We start from the raw sequence: 22,700 nt of genomic DNA on the forward strand, positions 1-22,700 counted from the left end.
TTCAAGATGACAGAAAATGTAACAATGGACGTCGAAGTAATGAAAGTAATTGTTTTTCAATTAGGTGATAAAGAATATGCATTACCGGTTGAACAAGTACAAGGTATTGAAAAAATGATGCATATTACGCGTGTCCCACGAACCGCATATTATGTGAAAGGCGTTATTAACTTGCGAGGTGTTGTAACACCAATTATTGATTTACGTGATCGTTTTGGCGTTACAACAACGGTAAGTAACGAAAATACTCGTATCATTATCATTTCTGAAGAAGATATGGAAGTAGGCTTTATTGTAGATGCAGCAAATGATGTAATGGATATAGCAAAAGAGACAATTGAGCCTCAACCAGAAGTAGTTGGCTCATTAGAAGAAGAATTTATTTCAGGTGTCGCTAATATAGGGAATCGTTTATTAATTTTATTAAATTTAGAAAAAGTTTTAAGTACGTTAAAATAAGAGGGGATTTTTGATGGATATACAACAAATTACTTCTTTTCATTTAGATGTATTAAAAGAAATTGGTAATATTGGTGCAGCTCATGCAGCTACAGCTTTGTCATCATTACTTAATACAAAAATTGATATGCATGTACCTCAAGTAGAAATGGTAACGTTTAACGATATGATGGAACGTGTAGGTGGTGCAGAAACATTTGTGACAGGAATTTATTTACGAATTGATGGGGATATCTCGGGTGGTATGTTCTTTATTATGCCAGTTGAACAAGCAAATCAATTAATTCGTAAGCTAATTCATGACGAAACTTTTAATTTTGCACAATCACCATCAGAGCTAGGTCTATCGGCTATGCAAGAAATGGGCAACATTTTATCAGGATCCTACTTATCGGCACTTTCTGATTTTACAAGTTTAAAATTGTATCCGACTCCTCCAGCATTAGCAAGTGACATGTTTGGAGCAATTATTAGTATTGGTTTAATAGAAGTATCACAAATTAGTGATTATGTTATCGTAATAGATACATCGATTATTGAACAAGATGAAAAAGATGGTACAGAAGAAGTCAGCGGTCACTTTTTCTTAATTCCAGATCCGGATTCATTTTCTACAATCTTTACGTCGTTAGGTGTACAATAAAATGTTCACGAATTTAGACGTTGTTAAAGTAGGAATTGCACAATTAGATGTTGCGATACATACACAAACAATTCGCACGTCCGGATTAGGCTCTTGTGTAGGTGTTGTTATCTATGATGAATCAAAGCAAATAGCAGGTTTAGTACATGTTATGCTGCCAGATTCAGCTCTTAGTAGAGGAGGTCAGCTGACCGTCGCAAAATTTGCTGACACAGGAGTACCTGCTTTAGTTGAAATTATGAAAAAGAGGGGGGCGATTCCCTTCAAATTGAAAGCTAAAATTGCTGGTGGTGCACAGATGTTTAAATTCACATCAAATCAAGATTCTATGCGTATAGGACCTCGGAATGTCGACGCGGTAAAAGATCAATTAAGAAAACTAGGTATTCCGATTATTGCTGAAGATACGGGTGGGAATAGTGGTCGTACGATTGAATTCAATCCTCAAACATCAAAGCTACAAATACGTACAGTAAATCAAGGAGTGAAAGATATTTAATGGCAGGAACATTTTACATTAATTGCTGGGCTAGCCTTGGTTCTTTTGCGATTTACTTTTTATTGATATTTCAAACTGCTCGTACACCAAGTGAGATTCTTATACAATCTTTCACAGTAGCATTTGTTGTATTTATAGTAACTTTTATTGTTCGCTTTTTAATTGGATATGCATTTTATACACCTCAATTGGAGGAGAATGTAGTAGAAGAACACACGGAAGAACTACAAGAAGAGTCATCAACAAATCAAACAGTAAAAATTGAAAAGAACAATATAGAGGAAACACAGGCGAAAGAAGTAGCGCAAGTAGTAAAAACATTAATGGCACAAGAAAATTAAGGATAGAAGGATTGTTCTAGAATTTCAACATGAGCAGCATTTTTGGATACGAAGAAAAATGGTTTTCGACTATTTTTTCTTTGAGTTTACAAAAGTGCAACATGATAATTGAAATTGTTAAGAGCAATCCTTTTATTTTGCACAGATTCTGTAGTATATACATTCCAAAATATAGGTGAGATTTGTTATAATGATTGAAGGGAATGTTGTTAAAGTTAGGAGGATAATTTGATGCAAACAACTTCAGCAGAAGAGCAAAAACTATGGCAAAGTTGGAAAGCCAATCGAGATCCTCATGCAGGAGACGTATTAATGCGAAAGTATAAACCGTTAGTATCTTATCATGTTCAACGAATCGCCGTTGGGTTACCCAAAAGTGTATCTCGTGATGAATTAAATAGTTTAGGTATGATGGGATTATTTGACGCTTTAAATAAATTTGATCCAACAAGAGATTTAAAATTTGATACGTATGCTTCGTTTCGAGTGCGTGGAGCAATTATAGATGGCCTTAGAAAAGAGGATTGGTTACCACGTTCGGCTCGAGAAAAGACAAAGAAGATGGATGCTCTTATTGAGGAAATGGAACAACGGTTACAACGTCATGTGACGCCAGAAGAAGTAGCTGATGAGTTGAACATTACAGTTGATGAAGTATTCCAAACAGTTCGAGAACATTTTGCTTCGAATATCTTATCAATGGATGAGCAGTTGCAAGATGATGAATCAGATCATAAATCTTTTTCGATTCGAGATGATTCAATCAGAACACCCGAACAAGAAGCGATGCAGGCAGAGTTAATACAAGATTTATCTGCTAGTATTTTAAAATTAAATGATAAAGAACAATTAGTATTAAGTTTATTTTATACAGAAGAACTGACGTTAACTGAGATTGGAGAAATGTTGGAATTATCAACTTCTAGAATTTCGCAAATCCATTCAAAAGCATTATTTAAATTGCGTAATTTATTAACAGATGAAATGAAAAACCTATAAATTAACGGAGGAATCGCAATGTCGTTAAAAAGTGTCGAGCTTCAGATTGCGTTACCTAAAACATTTGAAGCGGGAAAAATAGCTGATAATGCACAACAATATGTAAATGGAAACCAGGCAATGGCTCAAATGGCTACAGAAAAGCAGATGTTGAAAAATCGTATGACAGTTTTAGAGACAGAAGACACTGCTCAAATAGGAGATGAGCATCCCGATAAACGGAAGCAGCCTCATGGGGAGTCACATACTAACAATGAACAGCGTCAATCTAAAGAACAATCGGCTCATCACCCGTTTAAAGGGAATTTTGTTGATTTTAGTGGTTAGGAGATTGAATAATGACTAGTCTAGTGATAATCTTCCTCATCATTGCACAATGCTTAAGTTTTTATTTTATTGTCCTTTTAAATTTGAAAATTACTCGTTTAAAAGAAATAGAAGAAAAGCAAAAGCAACTGAAAGATGATATGGATGATTCAATAGGTGTCTATTTAGCTGAAATGAAAGATGAAAATGATCGTTTAATTCAAGAAATAAAAAGCATAAAAGTAGATTCATCCCCAAATAGAGATGTGGAACAACAGCAGACAAAACCTAGAGATAATAAACAACAACATGAAAAAAATTTATCAATACAAAATGATTTTGAAACACCCAAAGCTTATGTAAAAAAAGCCTATCAACAGCAGCGACATACTGCAAAAGAGCCTACAATTGAAGAACAAGTGATAAAGATGTATAAAGAAGGGTTTTCAATTTCCGACATTGCTAAAAAATTAAATCAAGGTAAAACTGAAGTTGAGTTATTATTGAAATTTCAGCAATAACTCAATAAAATAGTTGCTAGTGAATAGGGACTATGGTATATTATCAATTGGTGTTATTATTACACACGCACTCTGATATATGGAGTGGTGCTTTGATAAATCAAAGTTCTCTATATAAGTGATGAATGCGGAGGAAAATTAAATCAAAACCTTTAGGAGGAACCAAAACATGTCAGTAATTTCAATGAAACAATTACTAGAAGCTGGTGTACACTTCGGTCACCAAACTCGCCGTTGGAATCCAAAAATGAAAAAATTCATCTTTGTTGAACGTAACGGTATCTACATTATCGATTTACAAAAAACAGTTAAAAAATTAGAAGAAGCTTATGACTTCATGCGCCAAGTTGGTGCAGAAGGCGGTAAAGTTCTTTTTGTTGGTACTAAAAAACAAGCTCAAGAAGCTATTAAAGAAGAAGCTGAACGTTCAGGTAACTACTACATTAACCAACGCTGGTTAGGTGGTACATTAACTAACTTCGGTACTATTCAAAAACGTATCGCACGTTTAAAAGAAATCGAACGTATGGAAGAAGATGGTACTTTCGAAGTACTTCCTAAAAAAGAAGTTGTTCAACTTAAAAAACAACACGAACGTCTTGTACGTTTCTTAGGCGGTATCCGCGATATGCAAGCTATTCCAGATGTAATGTTCGTAGTTGATCCACGTAAAGAACGTATTGCTGTTGCAGAAGCACACAAATTAAACATTCCAATTGTGGCTATGGTTGATACTAACTGTGATCCAGATGAAATTGATTACGTTATTCCATCAAACGATGACGCAATCCGCGCTGTAAAATTAATCACTTCTAAAATGGCTGATGCTTTAATCGAGTCTAAACAAGGTGAAGAAGAAGCGCAAGTTGAAGCTACAGAAGAAGCTTCAGCTGAGTAATTTCTTATTTTAGAGACAGGTGATAAGCGGATAATACCTCTTATCACCTTTTTTTGAGAAAATAAAATTTCCAATTGTATAGGAGGAACTATCAATGGCAGTAACTGCTAAAATGGTTAAAGAATTACGTGAAAAAACTGGTGCTGGTATGATGGATTGTAAAAAAGCATTAGTACAAACTGATGGAGATATCGACGCAGCTGTAGATTTCCTACGCGAAAAAGGTTTAGCTGCAGCTGGTAAAAAAGCGGATCGTATCGCGGCTGAAGGTACTACTTTCATCGCTGAAAACGGTAACGGTGCTGTACTTTTAGAAGTAAACGCTGAAACTGACTTCGTTGCTAAAAATGAAGGCTTCCAAACTTTAGTTAAAGAATTAGCTGATCACTTATTAGCTGCTAAACCTGCAGATGTAGAAGCAGCTTTAGCGTCAACAATGGAAAATGGTGCTACTGTTGCAGAACATATTTCTACAGCAATCGCTACTATCGGTGAAAAAATCACTCTTCGTCGTTTCGTAATTGAAACTAAAACAGATGCTGATGCTTTCGGTGCTTACTTACACATGGGCGGCCGTATTGGTGTATTAACTGTTGTTGAAGGTACAACTGACGCTTCTAAAGCGAAAGATGTAGCTATGCACATCGCTGCAATCAACCCTAAATATGTTTCTCATGACCAAGTTTCAGCTGATGAAGTTGAACATGAACGTAAAGTGTTAACTGAACAAGCTTTAAACGAAGGCAAACCAGAAAACATTGTAGCTAAAATGGTAGAAGGTCGTTTAAACAAATACTTCAAAGAAATTTGCTTACTTGATCAACCATTCGTTAAAAATCCAGATGAAACTGTTGCTAAATTCTTAGGCGATGCTAAAGTTTCTGAATTCGTACGTTACGAAGTGGGCGAAGGTATCGAAAAACGCGAAGATAACTTTGCAGAAGAAGTTATGAACCAAGTTAAAGGTAACTAATTTTTTCAATCAAATAGATTTATTAAAGTAGGGAGCACAGTAACACCGTGTTCCCTATTTTTCAAGAAAAAAATATGGAGGTCTAAAGAGCTTATGCCACAACAATACAAACGCGTAGTCATTAAATTAAGTGGGGAAGCACTAGCTGGTGACGCAGGTTTCGGCCTAGCACCGCAAGTTGTTAAATCAGTCGCAGCACAAATTAAGGAAGTAGTAGACTTAGGAGTAGAAGTTGCCTTAGTAGTAGGTGGCGGTAATATTTGGAGAGGTAAAATTGGAGCAGAAATGGGTATGGAACGTGCCAATGCAGATTACATGGGCATGTTAGCTACTGTAATGAATGCTTTAGCTTTACAAGATTCATTAGAAAACCTAGGTGTACCGACTCGTGTACAATCTTCAATTGTGATGACACAAGTTGCTGAACCATACATTCGTCGTAAAGCAGTTCGCCATTTAGAGAAAAAACGTGTAGTAATCTTCGCTGCGGGTACAGGTAATCCTTATTTCTCAACTGACACAACAGCTTCATTACGTGCGGCTGAAATTGGCGCAGATGTCATTTTAATGGCGAAAAACAATGTAGATGGTGTATACTCTGCAGATCCAAAAGTTGATGAAACTGCTGTGAAGTATGAAGAATTAACATATTTAGATGTTATTCAAAAAGGTTTACAAGTAATGGACTCAACGGCTTCAACATTATGCATGGACAACGATATCGATTTAGTAGTATTCTCATTATTAGAAGATGGTAACATCAAACGCGCTGTAATGGGTGAAAAAATCGGTACTACAGTGCATAAATAAGAGAATTAATTTTAGGAGGGGAAAGCATGTCAAAACAAGTCATTGATCAAGCAACAGAACGTATGTCTAAAGCAATTGATGCATTTTCACGCACGCTTGCTGCAATTCGTGCGGGTCGTGCGAATGCTTCACTTTTAGACCGTATTTCAGTAGAATATTATGGAGCTCCAACGCCATTAAACCAAATGGCAGGCATCTCAGTTCCTGAAGCACGCCTTTTAGTGATTCAACCGTATGATAAAACAATTTTAGGTGATATTGAAAAAGCAATTTTAAAATCAGAACTTGGTATTACGCCAACAAATGATGGTTCAGTTATTCGTTTAACGATTCCAGCTCTTACAGAAGAGCGCCGTAAAGAGCTTGTTAAAGTTGTTAAAAAAGAAGCAGAAGAAGCGAAAGTGGCTGTTCGTAACATCCGCCGTGATGCAAATGATGATTTCAAAAAAGCTGAAAAAGCTGGCGAAATTACAGAAGATGATTTACGTGGATATAGCGATGATATTCAAAAATTAACTGATGATCACATCAAAGAAATTGATGAATTAGCAGCTGAAAAAGAAAAAGAAGTTTTATCAGTTTAATAGAACTTTCCAAATTCAAAAGACGTCCTCTATAGAAAATGGGGACGTCTTTTTTTGTGATATAGAGGAAAAGAATTGTTATTTTTGTTATGATAGATTAAGTATACGTTCCGATATGCAAGTTAGTGGAGGATTTTAAATGTTAGATAAACTCGGATGGAGAAAAACAGATAAAAAGAACGCTACATTAGAACAACGCATGATACAAGTGCGTAGTGAGAGCGTACCGCAACACATTGCCATTATTATGGATGGAAATGGTCGTTGGGCACAAAAGCGTGCTTTGCCACGCGTAGCAGGGCATCATGAAGGTATGAAAAATATACGTACGATTACGCGTTGTGCGAACAAAGTAGGTATTCGAGCGCTGACTTTGTATGCTTTCTCGACAGAAAACTGGAAACGCCCGCGCAAGGAAGTAGAATTTTTAATGCGTTTGCCGGAAGAATTTTTGACATCATTTTTACCAGAATTAATGGAGTTAAATATTCGTGTAATGATGATTGGTGAAATATCAGATTTACCAATGCATACGCAGAACGCTGTTCGAAACGCGATGGATACAACAGCAAATAATACAGGAATGATACTAAACTTTGCTTTAAACTATGGTAGTCGTCGTGAAATGGTTTTATCTGTTCAAGAGATTGTTAACCAAGTTCAAAATGGAACGTTAAGCTTGGAAGACATTTCAGAAGAAACAATTTCGAATCATTTAATGACATCAAACTTACCTGATCCAGATTTGCTTATTCGCACAAGTGGAGAGCTTCGTTTAAGCAACTTCCTATTATGGCAGCTTGCTTATAGCGAATTTTGGTTTACGGACGTACATTGGCCTGAATTTAGTGAGAAAGATTTACTAGAGGCGGTCGAAAGCTATCAATCGCGCAATCGCCGTTATGGTGGATTGAAAGGGGAATAAATCGTGAAACAGCGTATTATTACAGCCATTATTGCGGCATTGCTATTTGTACCGTTTGTTATTTATGGTGAAGTGCCATTAACAATCGTTATTTATGCACTTGCAGCAGTAGGGCTTTTTGAAATGCTTAAAATGCGCAATATGTCGCTGTTCTCTGTGCCAGGTATTTTAGCTTTAATTGGCTTATTTGCTATGCTAATGCCTGCGAAATGGGAGAGTGCTGTTATCGACGCGACAAGTTATTCGAAATTGGAATGGCTTGTACTTATTACGGCGGTATTATTAATTTATGTCGTCTTAAAGAAAAATAAATTTACATTTGATGATGTGGGCTTTTTGCTCGTTTCTGTATTTTACGTTGGCGTAGGATTTTATTACTTTATGGCAACACGAGATGCAAGTGATGGGCTATTGTACATTGTATTTGCTTTAGTTGTTGTATGGTCAACAGATTCAGGTGCTTATTTTGTAGGACGAAAATTAGGTAAACATAAACTTTGGCCTGAAATCTCGCCGAAAAAAACGATTGAAGGTTTTATAGGTGGAATCATTATAGCAATTATTGCTGTAGTTATTTTTGAAATGATAACACAGCTTGAGATTCAATGGTGGAAGTTGCTTGTTGTAACAATTATCGCTTCTATTGTTGGCCAATTAGGTGACTTAGTAGAATCCGCCGTGAAACGTCATTATGGCGTAAAAGATTCAGGTAAGATTTTACCTGGACATGGTGGTATTTTAGATCGCTTTGATAGCCTATTATTTGTTTTACCACTATTACATTTTTTACATTTTGTTGGATAGGAGATAATCATTATGAAGTCGATTAGTTTATTGGGTGCAACAGGTTCAATTGGGCAGCAGACACTTGATATTGTAAAAGATCATCAGGAAGAATTTGAAATTGCAGCTCTAGCATCGGGTAAAAATATTGAAAAAACGAAGGAAATCATTCGTGAATTTTCTCCAAAACTTGTTTCAATGCAATCAGAAGCGGACGCTTTATTATTATCGAAAGAGTTTCCAAAATTAGAAGTAACATATGGCGCACAAGGTTTAATTGATGTCGCTACGTATAATGATTCGAATGTATTATTAAATGCAGTTTTAGGAAGCATTGGTTTGGAATCTACATTAGCAGCGATTCGCCAAAAGAAAGCCATTGCAATTGCAAATAAAGAAACGTTGGTTACAGCTGGCCACCTTGTAATGGCTGAGGCAAAAAAATATGGGGCACCTATCTTACCAGTCGACAGTGAACATTCGGCACTGTGGCAATCAATGAATGGAGAAAACCCAAAATCTGTAGAACGTCTGATTTTAACTGCTTCAGGTGGTAGCTTCAGAGATAAAACACGTGCAGAGCTTGAAGGTGTAACAGTCAAGCAAGCATTAAATCATCCAAACTGGTCAATGGGTGCAAAAATTACGATTGATTCAGCTACATTGATGAATAAGGGCTTAGAAGTTATCGAAGCAGCAGTATTATATGATATGTCATATGATAATATTGACGTATTAATCCATCGTGAATCCATTATTCATTCTATGGTGGAATATCATGATTCAAGCGTTATGGCGCAACTTGGAACAGCAGATATGCGTACGCCAATCCAATATGCACTAAGTTATCCAGAGCGCTTGCCACGTTCAACAGCAGAACGTTTAGATTTGGCTAAAGTGGGTCAATTACATTTTGAAAATGTTGATTTTGACCGTTTCCGTTGTTTAGGTTTTGCATATGAAGCGGGGCGTATGGGAGGCACAATTTTAACAGCGATGAATGCAGCAAATGAAGCAGCAGTTAGTGCATTTTTACAAGGGAAAATTACGTTCCTTCAAATTGAAGATATGATTGAATACGTTATGCAAACACATAATAATATTCAAAATCCAGATTTGGAAACAATTTTGACTGTAGATAAGGAAACAAGAAAAATTGTTGTAGGCATGATAAAATAAAGCATATAGATGACAATGCGTGCATTTTTGCATGGAAGTCAACTTTATTATTAAAGGTGGGGTTTGATGCAATCAGCAATTGCATTTATATTCGTATTTGGCATGATCGTATTTTTCCATGAATTGGGGCACTTTATTTTTGCAAAACGTTCAGGAATTATGGTTCGTGAATTTGCAATCGGCTTTGGTCCAAAATTATTAGGGATTAAAAAAGGTGAAACACTTTATACGATTCGTTTACTGCCAATGGGTGGCTATGTTCGAATGGCTGGCGATGATTTAGATAATGTTGAATTACAACCAGGCTATCGTATTGGATTTACGCTAAATAATAACGATGAAATTAATCGCTTAGTGATGAACCAAAATAAACAATTACCAGATATGCTATTTTTAGAAGTAGAAAAAGCAGAACTGCAAAAGGAATTATGGGTAGAAGGCTATGACGAAGATGAACAATTTGTTCGTTATAATGTAGCACGTGATTGTGTGATTGAAGAAAATGGTCAAGAAACACAAATAGCGCCGTATGACCGTACATTTAATGCGCAATCACTTGGTAAACGAGCCATTACAATTTTTGCGGGCCCTTTATTTAACTTCCTTTTAGCAATTGTTATTTTTATTATTATTGGCTTTGTTCAAGGTATTCCGACAAATGAGCCGCTAATTGCAAAAGTTGTAGATGATAGCCCAGCAGCGGTAGCAGGCTTTGAAAAAAATGATTTAATTACTGCTGTAGATGGTAAAGAAGTTGATAAATTCCAAGATTTATCCGCAGTTATTCAAAAAAATCCTGGTAAAGAAATTACAATTGATGTATTGCGCGATGGCAATAAAAAAACATTGCAAGTCACGCCAAAAGAAGTTGAAGTAAATAAACAAAAAGTGGGACAAATAGGTATTCAGTATGCGAATACTTACGATAAAAACCTATTAAAAGCAATTCCATATGGTTTCGAACAGACTTGGACATGGTTAGTTCAAATTGTTGAAATATTAATCGTTCTTGTGACAGGTGGATTTACGCTAGATGCATTATCTGGACCTGTTGGAATTTACGAAGCAACATCAGAAGTCGCAAAATATGGTTTCATTACATTACTAAGTTGGGCAGCAGCATTAAGTGTCAATTTAGGGATTATGAATTTATTACCGTTCCCTGCACTAGATGGTGGGCGTCTTGCATTATTTGTATATGAGTTAGTACGTGGGAAGCCACTTGATAAAAATAAAGAAGGCGTTATTACATTTGTTGGTTTTGCGTGCTTGATGGTCTTAATGGTCGCAGTAACGTGGAATGATATACAGCGTTTCTTCTTTTAAGAAGCGAGAAATGAGTTCATTTGCACTGCAAATGAACTTTTCTTGCTTAAAAACATAACAAATGGCTCTTTGTCTTGTATAATAGAGTCAACTATATTCAAAGGTGAGGTTGAACATGAAACAATCTAAAACATTTATCCCAACTTTGCGTGAAGTACCAGCAGATGCTGACGTTAAATCGCATCAATTATTACTTCGTGCAGGCTTTATCCGCCAAAGCACATCAGGTGTGTACTCATATTTACCATTAGGTAAAAAAGTACTTGCGAACATTGAGAAAATTGTTCGTGAAGAAATGGATGCAATAGGTGGTAATGAAGTATTACTACCGGCATTACAACAAGCTGAGTTATGGCAAGAATCTGGTCGTTGGGAACATTACGGTCCAGAATTAATGCGTTTAAAAGATCGTCATAACCGTGACTTTGCATTAGGTCCAACTCATGAGGAAGTAATTACAGCATTAGTTCGCGATGAAGTGAAATCATATAAAAAATTGCCATTAACACTTTATCAAATTCAAACAAAATTCCGTGATGAAAAACGTCCTCGCTTTGGTTTATTACGTGGTCGTGAATTTATTATGAAAGATGCTTATTCTTTCCATGCAACACAGGAGAGCTTAGATGTAACATATGAAGATATGGTGCAAGCATATAAAAACATTTTTATGCGTCTAGGTTTAAATTTCCGTGCAGTTATTGCGGATTCAGGTTCAATTGGTGGTAAAGATACGCATGAGTTTATGGTGTTATCTGAAATTGGCGAAGATACAATTGCCTACTCAGATACATCAGACTATGCTGCCAACATTGAAATGGCAGAAGTGAAAGTTGATTACTCGGCGCCAGATGCCGAAATGGCAGAACTTCAAAAAGTAGAAACACCAGATCAAAAAACAATTGAAGATGTTGCAGCATTTTTAGAAGTGCCTGCGGATAACATTATTAAAACATTAGTGTTCAAAGTAGATGAAGAACTTGTAGTTGTTCTTGCTCGCGGCGACCATGAAATTAACGATATTAAATTAAAACATGCTTTGGAAGCAGAAACAGCTGAACTAGCAACAGATGAAGAAATTGTTGAACTATTAGGTAGCCATATTGGTTCACTAGGTCCAATTAAGTTACCGGTTGGTGTGAAAGTAGTAGCGGACCATGCGATTAAATCTGTACGTAATGGTGTTGCAGGTGCGAATGTAGATGGATTCCATTTTACGGGTGTTAATCCGGGTCGTGATTTTGCTATTGATGCATATGAGGATATCCGTTTTATCCAAGTGGGTGACCCATCTCCAGATGGCGAAGGTACAATTAAATTTGCTGAAGGTATCGAAGTAGGACATGTCTTTAAATTAGGTACAAAATATTCTGAGTCGTTAAACGGTATGTTCTTAGATGAAAATGGCCGTAACCAACCATTTATTATGGGTTGCTACGGTATTGGTGTATCACGTGTAATGGCTGCAGTAGCAGAGCAATATCAAGATGCATATGGTTTCACATGGCCTCAACAAGTAACGCCATATGATGTGCATTTAATTACGGTTAATACAAAAGATGATGCACAAAATGAATTATCAGAAGATCTATATAAGTTATTAACATCTTATCGTTATGATGTACTACATGATGACCGTAAAGAGCGCGCAGGTGTTAAATTCGCTGATTCAGATTTAATCGGTTTACCAGTACGCGTGACAGTTGGTAAAAAAGCTGTAGATGGTATCGTAGAAGTAAAAGTTCGTCAAACTGGTGAAACGTTTGAATGGGCAAAAGAAGAATTAATTGATCGTTTAAACAATTTATTTAAAACAACGAAATAATTTATTGTACGGCACTGAAAAAGCTTGAGCAATCAAGCTTTTTTCTTTGTCTGGAATTTGAGGTGGAGCTTTTGTATGACAGCTTAAATTCACGTACAATAGAAGAGGAACGTTTAAAGAAAGTAGGTGCGAACATGTCTAATGAACATGAAGCAAGACAACGTTTTCAGATTCTTTTACAACAAATTGGTCTGACAGATGATGTGTACATGCCGTTTTTTGAAGCGGCAGAAATAACGCGGATGACGGTGCATAAACAACAGCGTGTGTGGCAGTTTACATTAAAAACGCCAAATATTTTACCGTATCGTGTATATCAATTATTTAAGATGAATGTCGAAAAGGCATTTACGCAAATCGCTCAAATACAGTTGCAATTTACAGCAGAGCAACCGCAAGTTACTGAGGAGTTAATTCAAGATTATTGGTTGACAGTTGTCAATGATTTAGAAGAAATTTCGCCTCCATTACGTAAAGGATTGGCAGAACAAGTTCCAGCATGGAATGGTCAAAAACTTGCATTAACATGTAAACGTGATTTTGAACTTGAAGCATATAAACACAAATATACCGATAAAATTTCAACGAATTATAGTTATTATGGATTCCCGAAGTTGCCTGTAGAATTTATGTTAAGTGAAGCTACGGAAGAGCTTGTAGAAGAACAGCAGAAATTTTTAGAACAACGTCGTATTGAAGAAGAGCAGTTTGCGAAAAAAGCGGTAGAAGATATGCAAAAACGCGAACAGGAAAAAGTGAATGGCGGTGGTGACGATGATGATCGGCCATTCCAACTAGGCATCGCAATGAAGCCTGATGACACGTTGATGGAAATTCAACAAATTCAAGATGAAGAACGCCGAGTTACGATTGAAGGTTTTGTTTTCGACGTTGAAGTAAAAGAACTGCGTAGTGGTCGCTCATTATTAACAATGAAAGTTAGCGATTATACAGATTCTATTTTAGTGAAGATGTTCTCGCGAGATAAAGATGATGTATCGATTATGCAAAAAGCGAAAAAGGGCATGTGGGTTCGCGCGCGTGGCTCGATTCAAAATGATACCTTCGTGCGTGATCTCGTAATGATGGCACAGGATATGCAAGAAATTCGCCCACAAATCCGTGCAGACAAAGCACCTGAAGGAGAGCGCCGTGTCGAATTGCATATGCATTCATCGATGAGCCAAATGGATGCTACATCGTCAGCAGCTGAACTTGTTACACAAGCAGCCAAATGGGGTCATCCTGCAGTGGCTATTACAGATCATGGCGGTGCACAAGCATTTCCAGAAGCGTATGGAGCAGCAGAAAAACATGGTATTAAGGCTATTTTTGGTGTTGAAGCTAATCTAGTTGACGATGGTGTACCAATTGCGTACGAACCACGTCATATTGAGCTTGAACACGCGACATTTGTTGTATTCGATGTAGAGACAACCGGGCTATCAGCAGCATACGATACGATTATTGAACTTGCGGCTGTTAAAATTGTTGATGGTGAAGTAATTGATACGTTTGAAAGTTTTTCAAATCCGCATCATGCATTATCTGCAACAACAATTGAATTGACTGGTATTACGGATGATATGGTACGCGATGCACCTGAAGTAGAAGACATGATTGCAAAATTTCATGATTTTATCGAAGATGGTATTGTTGTTGCGCATAACGCATCATTTGATATTGGTTTCTTGTATGAAGCATATAAAAAAGCAGGTATTAATCACTTTGATCATTCGGTGATTGATACGTTAGAGCTTGCACGTATGTTGTATCCAACAATGAAAAATCATCGTTTAAATACATTATGTAAAAAATTCAATATTGAATTAACACAACATCACCGTGCAATTTATGATACGGAAGCAACGGGATATTTATTACTTCATTTATTAAAAGAAGCGGTTAAGGAAAGAGAAATCGCCTTTCATGATGATTTCAATAAATATGTTGGCGGTGGCGATGCTTATAAGCGTTCTCGTCCAACGCACTGTACAATTTTAGCGCAAACACAAGATGGCTTAAAAAATATGTTTAAGTTAATTAGTGAAGCACATACGCAAACATTTTATCGCGTTCCACGTATTAAGCGTTCATCGTTACAAAAATATCGTGAAGGTTTATTAGTTGGTTCTGGTTGTTCAGCGGGCGAATTTTTTACTGCAGTCATGCAAAAATCAGTTGATGAAGCTACAGAAATCGCTAAATTTTATGATTATTTAGAAGTGCATCCTAAAGGTGTTTATAAGCCGCTATTGGAGCGCGAATTAATTAAAGATGAATGGAATATGGAAGATATTGTTCGTAAAATAGTGAAAATCGGTAAAAAATTAGATAAACCAGTTATTGCAACAGGAAATGTTCATTACTTACATGAAGAGGATTCTATTTTCCGTAAGATTTTAATTCGCTCACAAGGTGGAGCTAATCCATTAAATCGTGCTGAATTACCAGAGAGTCATTTCCGTACAACTGACGAAATGCTCGAGGATTTTGCATTTTTAGGTGAAGATTTAGCGAAGGAAGTTGTTGTAACAAACTCACAAGCACTAGCTGAATCGATTGATAAAGTGATACCGATTAAAGATGATTTATATACGCCTAAAATTGATGGTTCCGATGAAGAAGTAACGCGTCGAACATATAATATGGCACATGAAATCTACGGAGATGACTTACCAGAAATCGTTGAAAAACGTATTGAAAAAGAATTGAAATCGATTTTAGGGCATGGATTTGGTGTCATTTATTTAATTTCTGCAAAGTTGGTAAAAAAATCATTATCAGATGGTTATTTAGTAGGTTCGCGTGGCTCAGTAGGCTCTTCGCTCGTTGCCACGTTTATGGAGATTACAGAAGTGAATCCATTAGCGCCCCATTATATTTGTCCAAATTGTCAGCACTCGGAATTTTTTGAAGATGGTTCAGTAGCATCTGGTTATGATTTACCTAATAAAGATTGTCCGGCGTGTGGCACATCTTATAAGAAAGATGGTCAAGATATTCCATTCGAAACATTTTTAGGTTTTAAAGGGGATAAGGTACCCGATATTGATTTGAGTGCGACACGTTGCTAGTTGAAAAGACTAGTCACCATTATTGGTAGAACTGCTATTTCGAAGTGTGGAATGACGGAGTAACGCCCCGAAACACACTCGCTGAAGCTACGACATGCAAGCGGATGACTGCAAAACAAAAACTTGTATGAAGCTCGTTAAAGTAGGCTGAAGTTCACCCAAACAGTACGGCTGTGGAAAGGGAGATATCCTGTGAATGATAGGTCTGGTGTCTATAAACTTCCTATGGTTAGAATCAGTAGAATGACTGGGACGAACCCTCGATTGACTTTTCGTGAATGTCACGTAGTAGAAATGCTGCGGGGTCCAAATTAGGACTTCTAGGTATGGATGAGTAAGCGTTTGGTTATGAAAACCCATCTTGTGTTACAGGCACATGCAAGCCTAGCGGAATTTAGGGGGAACCTAAGGGAAGATGTACAGATAGAAATAGTGGAACGTGTGAAGCTCCTAACGTAAGAGACAGTTGCATGTCGATGACGACGGTGTACGGAAATGCTGAATAAGTTATAACGTACTTTGATGGAGTGGCAGTAGTGCCGTAGTACTGTTGAAGAAATGCCTGTGATGACTGAATAATCAATAGGTCGGAGGATAAAACATTTCAGAGGGAAGGGCACAAGTCGTTAGTGTTGAAATTAAACCTACAAAAAGTCAGATTCTAGTATGATTAAAGAGAACGAAAGCTCAAGGGAGTGATTAGTTGGCTGACTTAATGATTCAAAAGTTAAGAAACAACGAGTATTTTGGGTTACAAACCACTTTTGATAATCTTTATAATGAAAGTAAAAGTGGTCGCTATTTTACAGACCTTTATGATTTGATTGTTTCCGAAGAAAATATATTGCTTGCCTTTTGTAACTTGAAAAGCAATACAGGTAGTAAAACGAAAGGTACAAATGGACACACAATTAAACATTTGAACAAAATGAACGCTAATAAACTAATCAAGCTTGTTCGAAGAAGACTAGAAGATTATTCACCACACGCAGTTAGAAGGTTATTCATACCAAAACCAAACGGAAAAATGCGACCTCTTGGTATCCCAACTATTGAGGATAGATTAATACAGCAAATGTTTTTGCAAGTATTAGAACCGATTACGGAAGCGAAATTTCATCCGCAAAGTTATGGTTTTAGACCGAAAAGAAGCACACATGATGCACTTGCAAGATGCTATCATATGGTGAATCATAGTCATCAACATTTTGTAGTTGATATCGATATTAAAGGTTTCTTCGATAATGTTAATCATAAAAAGCTAATGAGACAATTATGGACGATTGGTATAAGGGATAAAAAAGTATTAGTGATAATTAAGAAGATGTTGAAAGCCGAAATTACAGGTGAAGGATTACCAATGAAAGGGACTCCCCAAGGAGGTATTTTATCTCCGTTACTCGCAAATATAGTTTTAAACGAGTTAGATTGGTGGATTTCAAATCAATGGGAAACGAAACCGACAAGAGTACCTTATAAGCTAAAACGTAATAAAACGGATGCACTTAAAAAGACAGCGTTAAAACCAATGTATTTAGTTCGATATGCAGATGATTTTAAAATTTTCACGAATTCTTATGAAAATGCCCGAAAGGTTAAAATCGCCGTTGAAAAATGGTTGATGGAACGGCTAGGGCTAGAAATCAGTGAAGAAAAAAGTAAAATCACAAATTTGCGTAAGAATGGTACAGACTTTTTAGGGATTCGCTTTAGAGCGGTACAAAAAGGCAATGCAAAAACGGGTTACATTGTTAATTCTAAGATGGACCCAAAAGCAAAAGAAAAGGTACAAGGCGTCATAAGGCATCAATTAGTTAAACTAAGAAAAAGTCCTACTCCACAAAAAGTGATGAATTTTAATGCGAATATTTTAGGGTTGCAAAATTATTATAAGATCGCAACTCGAATCGCTCAGGATTTTAATGAGATAAGGCATAACATTCATCCGAATATCAAATCACTCATGATAAGAAAAATCTTTGTGAAAACAAAAGAAACAAACGGAGTGATTGATAAATTTTATGGAGACTACAATTATCCGCGATTCAAAAGCAATGGATTGTTAGTCTATCCTATTGAGGCAGTTCGACACGATATACGGGGACAACGCAAACCAGAATTTACGATTTACAACGAGGATGACAGAAAAGCGGTCCATAAAGATTTAAAACAAGTGTCCATAAGAGAAATAGAAATGTTTCGTAAGGGAATTTACAAATCAAAAAGTGTTCTGTATGAAAACAACCGATTGAGTAAATATGTAGCACAAAAAAGCTGCTGTGGCATTACGGGTGAACGGTTAACTCCTCATCAAGCTTTATGTCATCATATAAAACCAACAGCACAAGGTGGTACAGATGAATACGATAACTTGATAATTATCAATAGAAAGTATCATATGCTCATTCACAACTCAGACCCTTTAAGAAATAAAAAGTATCAAAAGATATTAAGTAAATTCGAAGTAAAAGCAATTAATAAATTAAACAGGCTAAGAACGGAAGTAGGAAATCCAAAACTTAGTCTATAAATTCAACAAAACTAACGATGGAGCGCCGTATGACACTGAAAGGGTCACGTACGGTGTGGGACGGGGGAAAAGCTGGTGATAACTTCAAAAGCTTACCTATCGTCATATTTCTCTGGAGAATATCAACCGCAGGCGCATAATTATACGAAAATTTTATTCGGTGAAGATTATGCATTCCGTGCTGGAACAATTGGTACTGTAGCAGAAAAAACAGCATATGGTTATGTTAAAGGGTATGGTCAAGACCATAGCATTAATTTTCGAGGAGCTGAAGTTGATAGACTTGTACAAGGCTGTACAGGTGTTAAACGTACAACAGGGCAGCACCCAGGTGGTATTATTGTTGTCCCAAGTTATATGGACATTTATGACTTTACGCCAATCCAATATCCAGCAGATGACCAAAATGCAGAATGGCGCACAACGCACTTTGACTTCCATTCGATTCACGATAATATTTTAAAACTCGATATTCTTGGGCACGATGATCCTACCGTTATACGGATGTTACAAGACTTATCTGGTATTGATCCAAAAACGATTCCAACGGATGATACGGAAGTGATGAAGATTTTCACAGGTCCAGAAGTGTTGGGGGTAACGGCCGAACAAATCATGTGTAAAACAGGAACATTAGGCATTCCTGAATTTGGGACGAAATTTGTACGGGGTATGTTGGAAGAAACAAAACCATCTACTTTCTCTGAACTGGTCCAAATTTCAGGTTTATCGCACGGGACGGATGTATGGTTAGGCAATGCTAGTGATTTAATTGCTGATGGTACTTGTGTATTATCTGAAGTAATTGGTTGTCGTGATGATATTATGGTGTATTTAATTTATCAAGGGTTGGAACCGTCATTAGCCTTTAAAATTATGGAACATGTGCGTAAAGGTAAAGGTTTAACGGAAGATATGGAAGAAGCCATGATGGCAGAAAATGTACCGAAATGGTATATCGAATCGTGTAAGAAAATTAAATATATGTTCCCGAAAGCTCATGCGGCAGCATATGTATTAATGGCTATTCGTATTGCTTACTTTAAAGTACATTTACCAATTCTTTATTATTGTGCTTATTTTACAGTCCGAGCATCAGATTTTGATTTGATTGCGATGGTTAATGGACCAGAGATGATTAAAGCTCAAATGAAAGAAGTGAATGATAAAGGATTAGATGCTTCTGTGAAAGAAAAAAGCTTATTGACGGTACTTGAATTAGCGCTCGAAATGTGTGAACGTGGTATGCATTTCCAAAAGGTTGATTTGTATCGTTCAACAGCGACTGAATTTGTTATTGATGGCCAAAGTTTGATTCCGCCATTCAATGCAATTCCTGGATTAGGAAATAGTGTGGCGGAGATGATTGTAAAAGCGCGAGAGCAAGGTGAATTTTTATCGAAAGAAGATTTACAAATTCGCGGCCGTGTTTCGAAATCATTAATTGATTATATGGATCGTCTAGGTTGTTTAGAAGGATTACCAGAAGCGAACCAATTATCACTGTTCTAGCCTATTCTATTGCATTATAACGGCATTTATGATAGGCTTTAAGTAATTATTTGTTGATAGTACGACGGCAAAAGAGTGGGATTTCCCGCTCTTTTCTGTTTGTCTATGACAATAACTAGTCAGGAGGAGAGTATGAGTAAAGTTACGTCTGAAATTGAACAGCTCGCAATGCCAATCGTTGAGGAGTTAAAGCTAGAACTTGTCGATGTTGAGTTTGTGAAAGAAGGACGCGATTGGTTTTTACGCGTCTATGTAGATACTCCTGAAGGAAATATTGATATCGATCAATGTGCCCAAGTTAGTGAAAAACTGAGCGAGAAGTTAGACAACGCGGATCCTATTTCGCAAAACTATTTCCTTGAAGTATCTTCACCAGGAGCCGAACGTCCACTGAAAAAGGAAGCAGATTACATTAAAGCAATCGGCCAATTCGTTCACATGAAAACATATGAAGCAGTCAATGGAATGAAAGTCTTCGAAGGGTATCTAAAATCGTTTACAGATGAGGGTGCCGAAATTGATATGCTAATTAAAACTAGAAAAGTGAAAGTTCTTATTCCAAAAGATAAAATTGCTAATGCTAGACTAGCGATTGACTTTTCGAAACACAAAGAATTTTAAATATTGTAGGAGTGAAAAAATAAAATGAGTAAGGAATTAGTTGGTGCATTAAACGCACTAGAACAAAAAGGGATTTCTCGTGAAATTATCGTAGATGCAATCGAAGCTGCATTAATCAATGCTTATAAAAAGAACTACGATCAAGCTGCCAACGTACGTGTTGACTTAAACTTAGAAAAAGGAACAATGCGCCTTTATTCACGCAAAGACGTAGTAGGTATCGTAGAAGATGATCGTCTGCAAATTTCATTAGAAGATGCAAAAGAAATCAACCCATCATATGAACTTGGTGATGTTGTAGAAAAAGAAGAAGTTCCTCGTGATTTCGGTCGTATTGCAGCAACAACTGCAAAACAAATTGTGACACAACGTTTCCGTGAAGCAGAACGTGGCATTATTTATGAAGAGTACGTAGACCGCGCAGATGACATTATTAACGGTGTTGTAGAACGTATGGACGCTCGCAATATTTATGTAGGCATTGGCAAAATCGAAGCTGTACTTCCTCAAAATGAACAAATTCAAGGCGAAACTTACGAGCCACATGATCGAATCAAAGTGTATATCACAAAAGTAGAACGTTCTACGCGTGGACCACAAGTATTCGTATCACGTACTCATCCTGGCCTACTTCGTCGTTTATTCGAGCTTGAAGTACCAGAAATTTTTGAAGGTACTGTAGAAATTAAATCAATTGCACGTGAAGCGGGCGATCGTTCTAAAATCTCTGTACTAGCTCACAATGAAGAAGTGGATCCTGTAGGTGCTTGTGTAGGTGCAAAAGGTGCACGTGTTCAAACAATTGTAAATGAATTAAATGGTGAAAAAATTGATATCGTTGAATGGTCAGAAGATCCAATCGAATTCGTTGCAAATGCACTTAGCCCTTCAAAAGTACTCGATGTTCAAGTAAATGAAGAAGAAAAATCAACTACTGTTGTTGTACCTGATTATCAATTATCATTAGCTATCGGTAAACGTGGTCAAAACGCTCGTCTTGCTGCAAAATTAACTGGTTGGAAAATCGATATTAAATCAGAAACAGATGCACGTGAATTAGGTATTTACCCTAATGAGAACTCTACATTTGTACCTGTGGAAGAAACAATTGTTTCTGAAGAAGTAGAAATCGATTTATACCAAGACGGCGAAGAAGCGTAAACGCCCGACTTAATTTGGAAGGTGAAAAGTATGCCAGCAAATCGTAAAGTGCCGTTACGTCGCTGTGTTGCAACAAATGAAATGCATCCTAAAAAAGAGATGATTCGTGTTGTGCGTTCTAAAGATGGCGAAGTATCAGTAGATGAAACCGGTAAAAAATCAGGCCGAGGTGCTTATGTTTCAAAAACAGAGCATGCTGTTGCAGAAGCAAGGCGTAAAAATGTTTTAAAGCATCAGCTTGAAGTAGAAATTCCAGAACAAATTTATGAAGACTTACTCGCAGTTATTCGAAAGGAATCGTAAAATGACAACAGAACAAGCCATTTTTAATTTATTAGGAATTGCTGCCAGTGCAAGACAAGTCGTCTCAGGCGAAGAACAAGTGGTGAAAGAAGTACGCTCAAATAGTGCAAAGCTTGTCATTATTTCAGCAGATGCTTCGAAAAACACAACAAAAAAATTGCATGATAAATGTGCATATTATAATGTGCCGATTTATGTCTTTGGTTCGCGTGAACAACTAGGTCACGCAACTGGACGTGAAACGCGTGTATCTCTAGCAATTATGGATAACGGCTTTGCAAAAAAGCTATCGCAGTACTTCAACGAGTTAGCGTAAGTTGTCTGTCTATGAGATACTGGTGTTGACCACTTCAGAAAGGCCATCATTATAGCCGAAAGGACAGCCAGGAACTCGTCCTACGATAAATGGGATGGCGATCTAATGT

At 36.8% G+C, this 22,700-nt stretch carries 21 protein-coding genes and 2 pseudogenes; all 23 read left to right on the forward strand.

All coding sequences use genetic code 11. From position 1 onward, the window contains the following. Window positions 1-6: 6 nt before the first annotated feature. The 23 genes and pseudogenes from V514_RS0103175 to V514_RS0103285 all read left to right on the forward strand — a co-directional run bounded on the left by V514_RS0103175 (window position 7) and on the right by V514_RS0103285 (window position 22,591). Window positions 7-459, forward strand: coding sequence for a chemotaxis protein CheW (locus tag V514_RS0103175; protein ID WP_029498261.1), 453 nt, complete (start codon window positions 7-9; stop codon window positions 457-459). 13 nt (window positions 460-472) lie between these two features. Beyond that, window positions 473-1,102 carry a chemotaxis protein CheC gene (locus tag V514_RS0103180; RefSeq protein ID WP_035944201.1) on the forward strand — a complete coding sequence of 210 codons (630 nt, stop codon included), beginning with the start codon at window positions 473-475 and terminating at the stop codon, window positions 1,100-1,102. A gap of 1 nt (window position 1,103) precedes the next feature. Then, window positions 1,104-1,601: a chemotaxis protein CheD gene (locus tag V514_RS0103185; RefSeq protein ID WP_029498264.1), complete on the forward strand. Its 498-nt coding sequence runs from the start codon at window positions 1,104-1,106 to the stop codon at window positions 1,599-1,601. Further along, window positions 1,601-1,942: a hypothetical protein gene (locus V514_RS0103190; protein WP_029498265.1), complete on the forward strand. Its 342-nt coding sequence runs from the start codon at window positions 1,601-1,603 to the stop codon at window positions 1,940-1,942. The genes V514_RS0103185 and V514_RS0103190 overlap by 1 nt, the downstream gene beginning before the upstream one ends. A gap of 231 nt (window positions 1,943-2,173) precedes the next feature. Then, a complete protein-coding gene (locus V514_RS0103195; protein ID WP_035944203.1) occupies window positions 2,174-2,941 on the forward strand; it encodes a FliA/WhiG family RNA polymerase sigma factor in 768 nt (255 codons plus the stop codon). An 18-nt stretch (window positions 2,942-2,959) separates the two neighbouring features. Beyond that, the gene (locus tag V514_RS0103200) at window positions 2,960-3,268 is read left to right on the forward strand and encodes a hypothetical protein (protein WP_029498267.1); all 309 of its coding nucleotides are present in this window, start codon (window positions 2,960-2,962) and stop codon (window positions 3,266-3,268) included. Between the two features lie 11 nt (window positions 3,269-3,279). Beyond that, entirely contained in the window at window positions 3,280-3,768 is a 489-nt protein-coding gene (locus tag V514_RS0103205) for a DUF6115 domain-containing protein (RefSeq protein WP_029498269.1), read from the forward strand. Between the two features lie 169 nt (window positions 3,769-3,937). Then, window positions 3,938-4,666 carry a 30S ribosomal protein S2 gene (gene rpsB, locus V514_RS0103210; protein WP_029498271.1) on the forward strand — a complete coding sequence of 243 codons (729 nt, stop codon included), beginning with the start codon at window positions 3,938-3,940 and terminating at the stop codon, window positions 4,664-4,666. Window positions 4,667-4,760: 94 nt separating this feature from the next. Then, window positions 4,761-5,639 (forward strand): translation elongation factor Ts, encoded by an 879-nt coding sequence (tsf, locus tag V514_RS0103215; protein ID WP_029498272.1) that lies wholly within the window; start codon window positions 4,761-4,763, stop codon window positions 5,637-5,639. A gap of 93 nt (window positions 5,640-5,732) precedes the next feature. Continuing rightward, the gene (gene pyrH, locus V514_RS0103220) at window positions 5,733-6,449 is read left to right on the forward strand and encodes a UMP kinase (protein WP_029498273.1); all 717 of its coding nucleotides are present in this window, start codon (window positions 5,733-5,735) and stop codon (window positions 6,447-6,449) included. A gap of 26 nt (window positions 6,450-6,475) precedes the next feature. Next, window positions 6,476-7,033, forward strand: coding sequence for a ribosome recycling factor (gene frr, locus V514_RS0103225; protein WP_029498274.1), 558 nt, complete (start codon window positions 6,476-6,478; stop codon window positions 7,031-7,033). Window positions 7,034-7,172: 139 nt separating this feature from the next. Next, the gene (locus V514_RS0103230) at window positions 7,173-7,958 is read left to right on the forward strand and encodes an isoprenyl transferase (protein ID WP_029498276.1); all 786 of its coding nucleotides are present in this window, start codon (window positions 7,173-7,175) and stop codon (window positions 7,956-7,958) included. A 3-nt stretch (window positions 7,959-7,961) separates the two neighbouring features. After that, window positions 7,962-8,762 (forward strand): phosphatidate cytidylyltransferase, encoded by an 801-nt coding sequence (locus tag V514_RS0103235; RefSeq protein WP_029498278.1) that lies wholly within the window; start codon window positions 7,962-7,964, stop codon window positions 8,760-8,762. A gap of 12 nt (window positions 8,763-8,774) precedes the next feature. Then, on the forward strand, window positions 8,775-9,920 hold the full coding sequence (gene dxr, locus V514_RS0103240) for a 1-deoxy-D-xylulose-5-phosphate reductoisomerase (protein ID WP_029498279.1): 1,146 nt from the start codon (window positions 8,775-8,777) through the stop codon (window positions 9,918-9,920). Between the two features lie 66 nt (window positions 9,921-9,986). Beyond that, window positions 9,987-11,246: an RIP metalloprotease RseP gene (rseP, locus tag V514_RS0103245; protein WP_029498280.1), complete on the forward strand. Its 1,260-nt coding sequence runs from the start codon at window positions 9,987-9,989 to the stop codon at window positions 11,244-11,246. 115 nt (window positions 11,247-11,361) lie between these two features. After that, a complete protein-coding gene (locus tag V514_RS0103250; protein ID WP_029498282.1) occupies window positions 11,362-13,071 on the forward strand; it encodes a proline--tRNA ligase in 1,710 nt (569 codons plus the stop codon). A 134-nt stretch (window positions 13,072-13,205) separates the two neighbouring features. Next, window positions 13,206-16,133, forward strand: a pseudogene (locus V514_RS0103255) (PolC-type DNA polymerase III); the annotation flags it as partial. A 718-nt stretch (window positions 16,134-16,851) separates the two neighbouring features. Then, window positions 16,852-18,678 carry a group II intron reverse transcriptase/maturase gene (gene ltrA / locus V514_RS0103260; RefSeq protein ID WP_029498285.1) on the forward strand — a complete coding sequence of 609 codons (1,827 nt, stop codon included), beginning with the start codon at window positions 16,852-16,854 and terminating at the stop codon, window positions 18,676-18,678. 108 nt (window positions 18,679-18,786) lie between these two features. Next, window positions 18,787-20,190 (forward strand): annotated as a pseudogene (locus tag V514_RS0103265) (PolC-type DNA polymerase III); the annotation flags it as partial. Window positions 20,191-20,322: 132 nt separating this feature from the next. Then, window positions 20,323-20,811, forward strand: a complete 489-nt coding sequence (gene rimP / locus V514_RS0103270) for a ribosome maturation factor RimP (protein WP_029498287.1) — start codon at window positions 20,323-20,325, stop codon at window positions 20,809-20,811. Between the two features lie 24 nt (window positions 20,812-20,835). Continuing rightward, on the forward strand, window positions 20,836-21,972 hold the full coding sequence (nusA, locus tag V514_RS0103275; protein ID WP_029498288.1) for a transcription termination factor NusA: 1,137 nt from the start codon (window positions 20,836-20,838) through the stop codon (window positions 21,970-21,972). A 30-nt stretch (window positions 21,973-22,002) separates the two neighbouring features. After that, a complete protein-coding gene (gene rnpM / locus V514_RS0103280; protein WP_029498289.1) occupies window positions 22,003-22,275 on the forward strand; it encodes an RNase P modulator RnpM in 273 nt (90 codons plus the stop codon). Between the two features lies 1 nt (window position 22,276). Beyond that, window positions 22,277-22,591, forward strand: a complete 315-nt coding sequence (locus V514_RS0103285; RefSeq protein ID WP_029498290.1) for a YlxQ family RNA-binding protein — start codon at window positions 22,277-22,279, stop codon at window positions 22,589-22,591. Window positions 22,592-22,700 lie beyond the last annotated feature (109 nt).

Origin of the sequence: Kurthia huakuii LAM0618 (assembly GCF_000505545.1) — a bacterium.
Classification (GTDB): domain Bacteria; phylum Bacillota; class Bacilli; order Bacillales_A; family Planococcaceae; genus Kurthia; species Kurthia huakuii.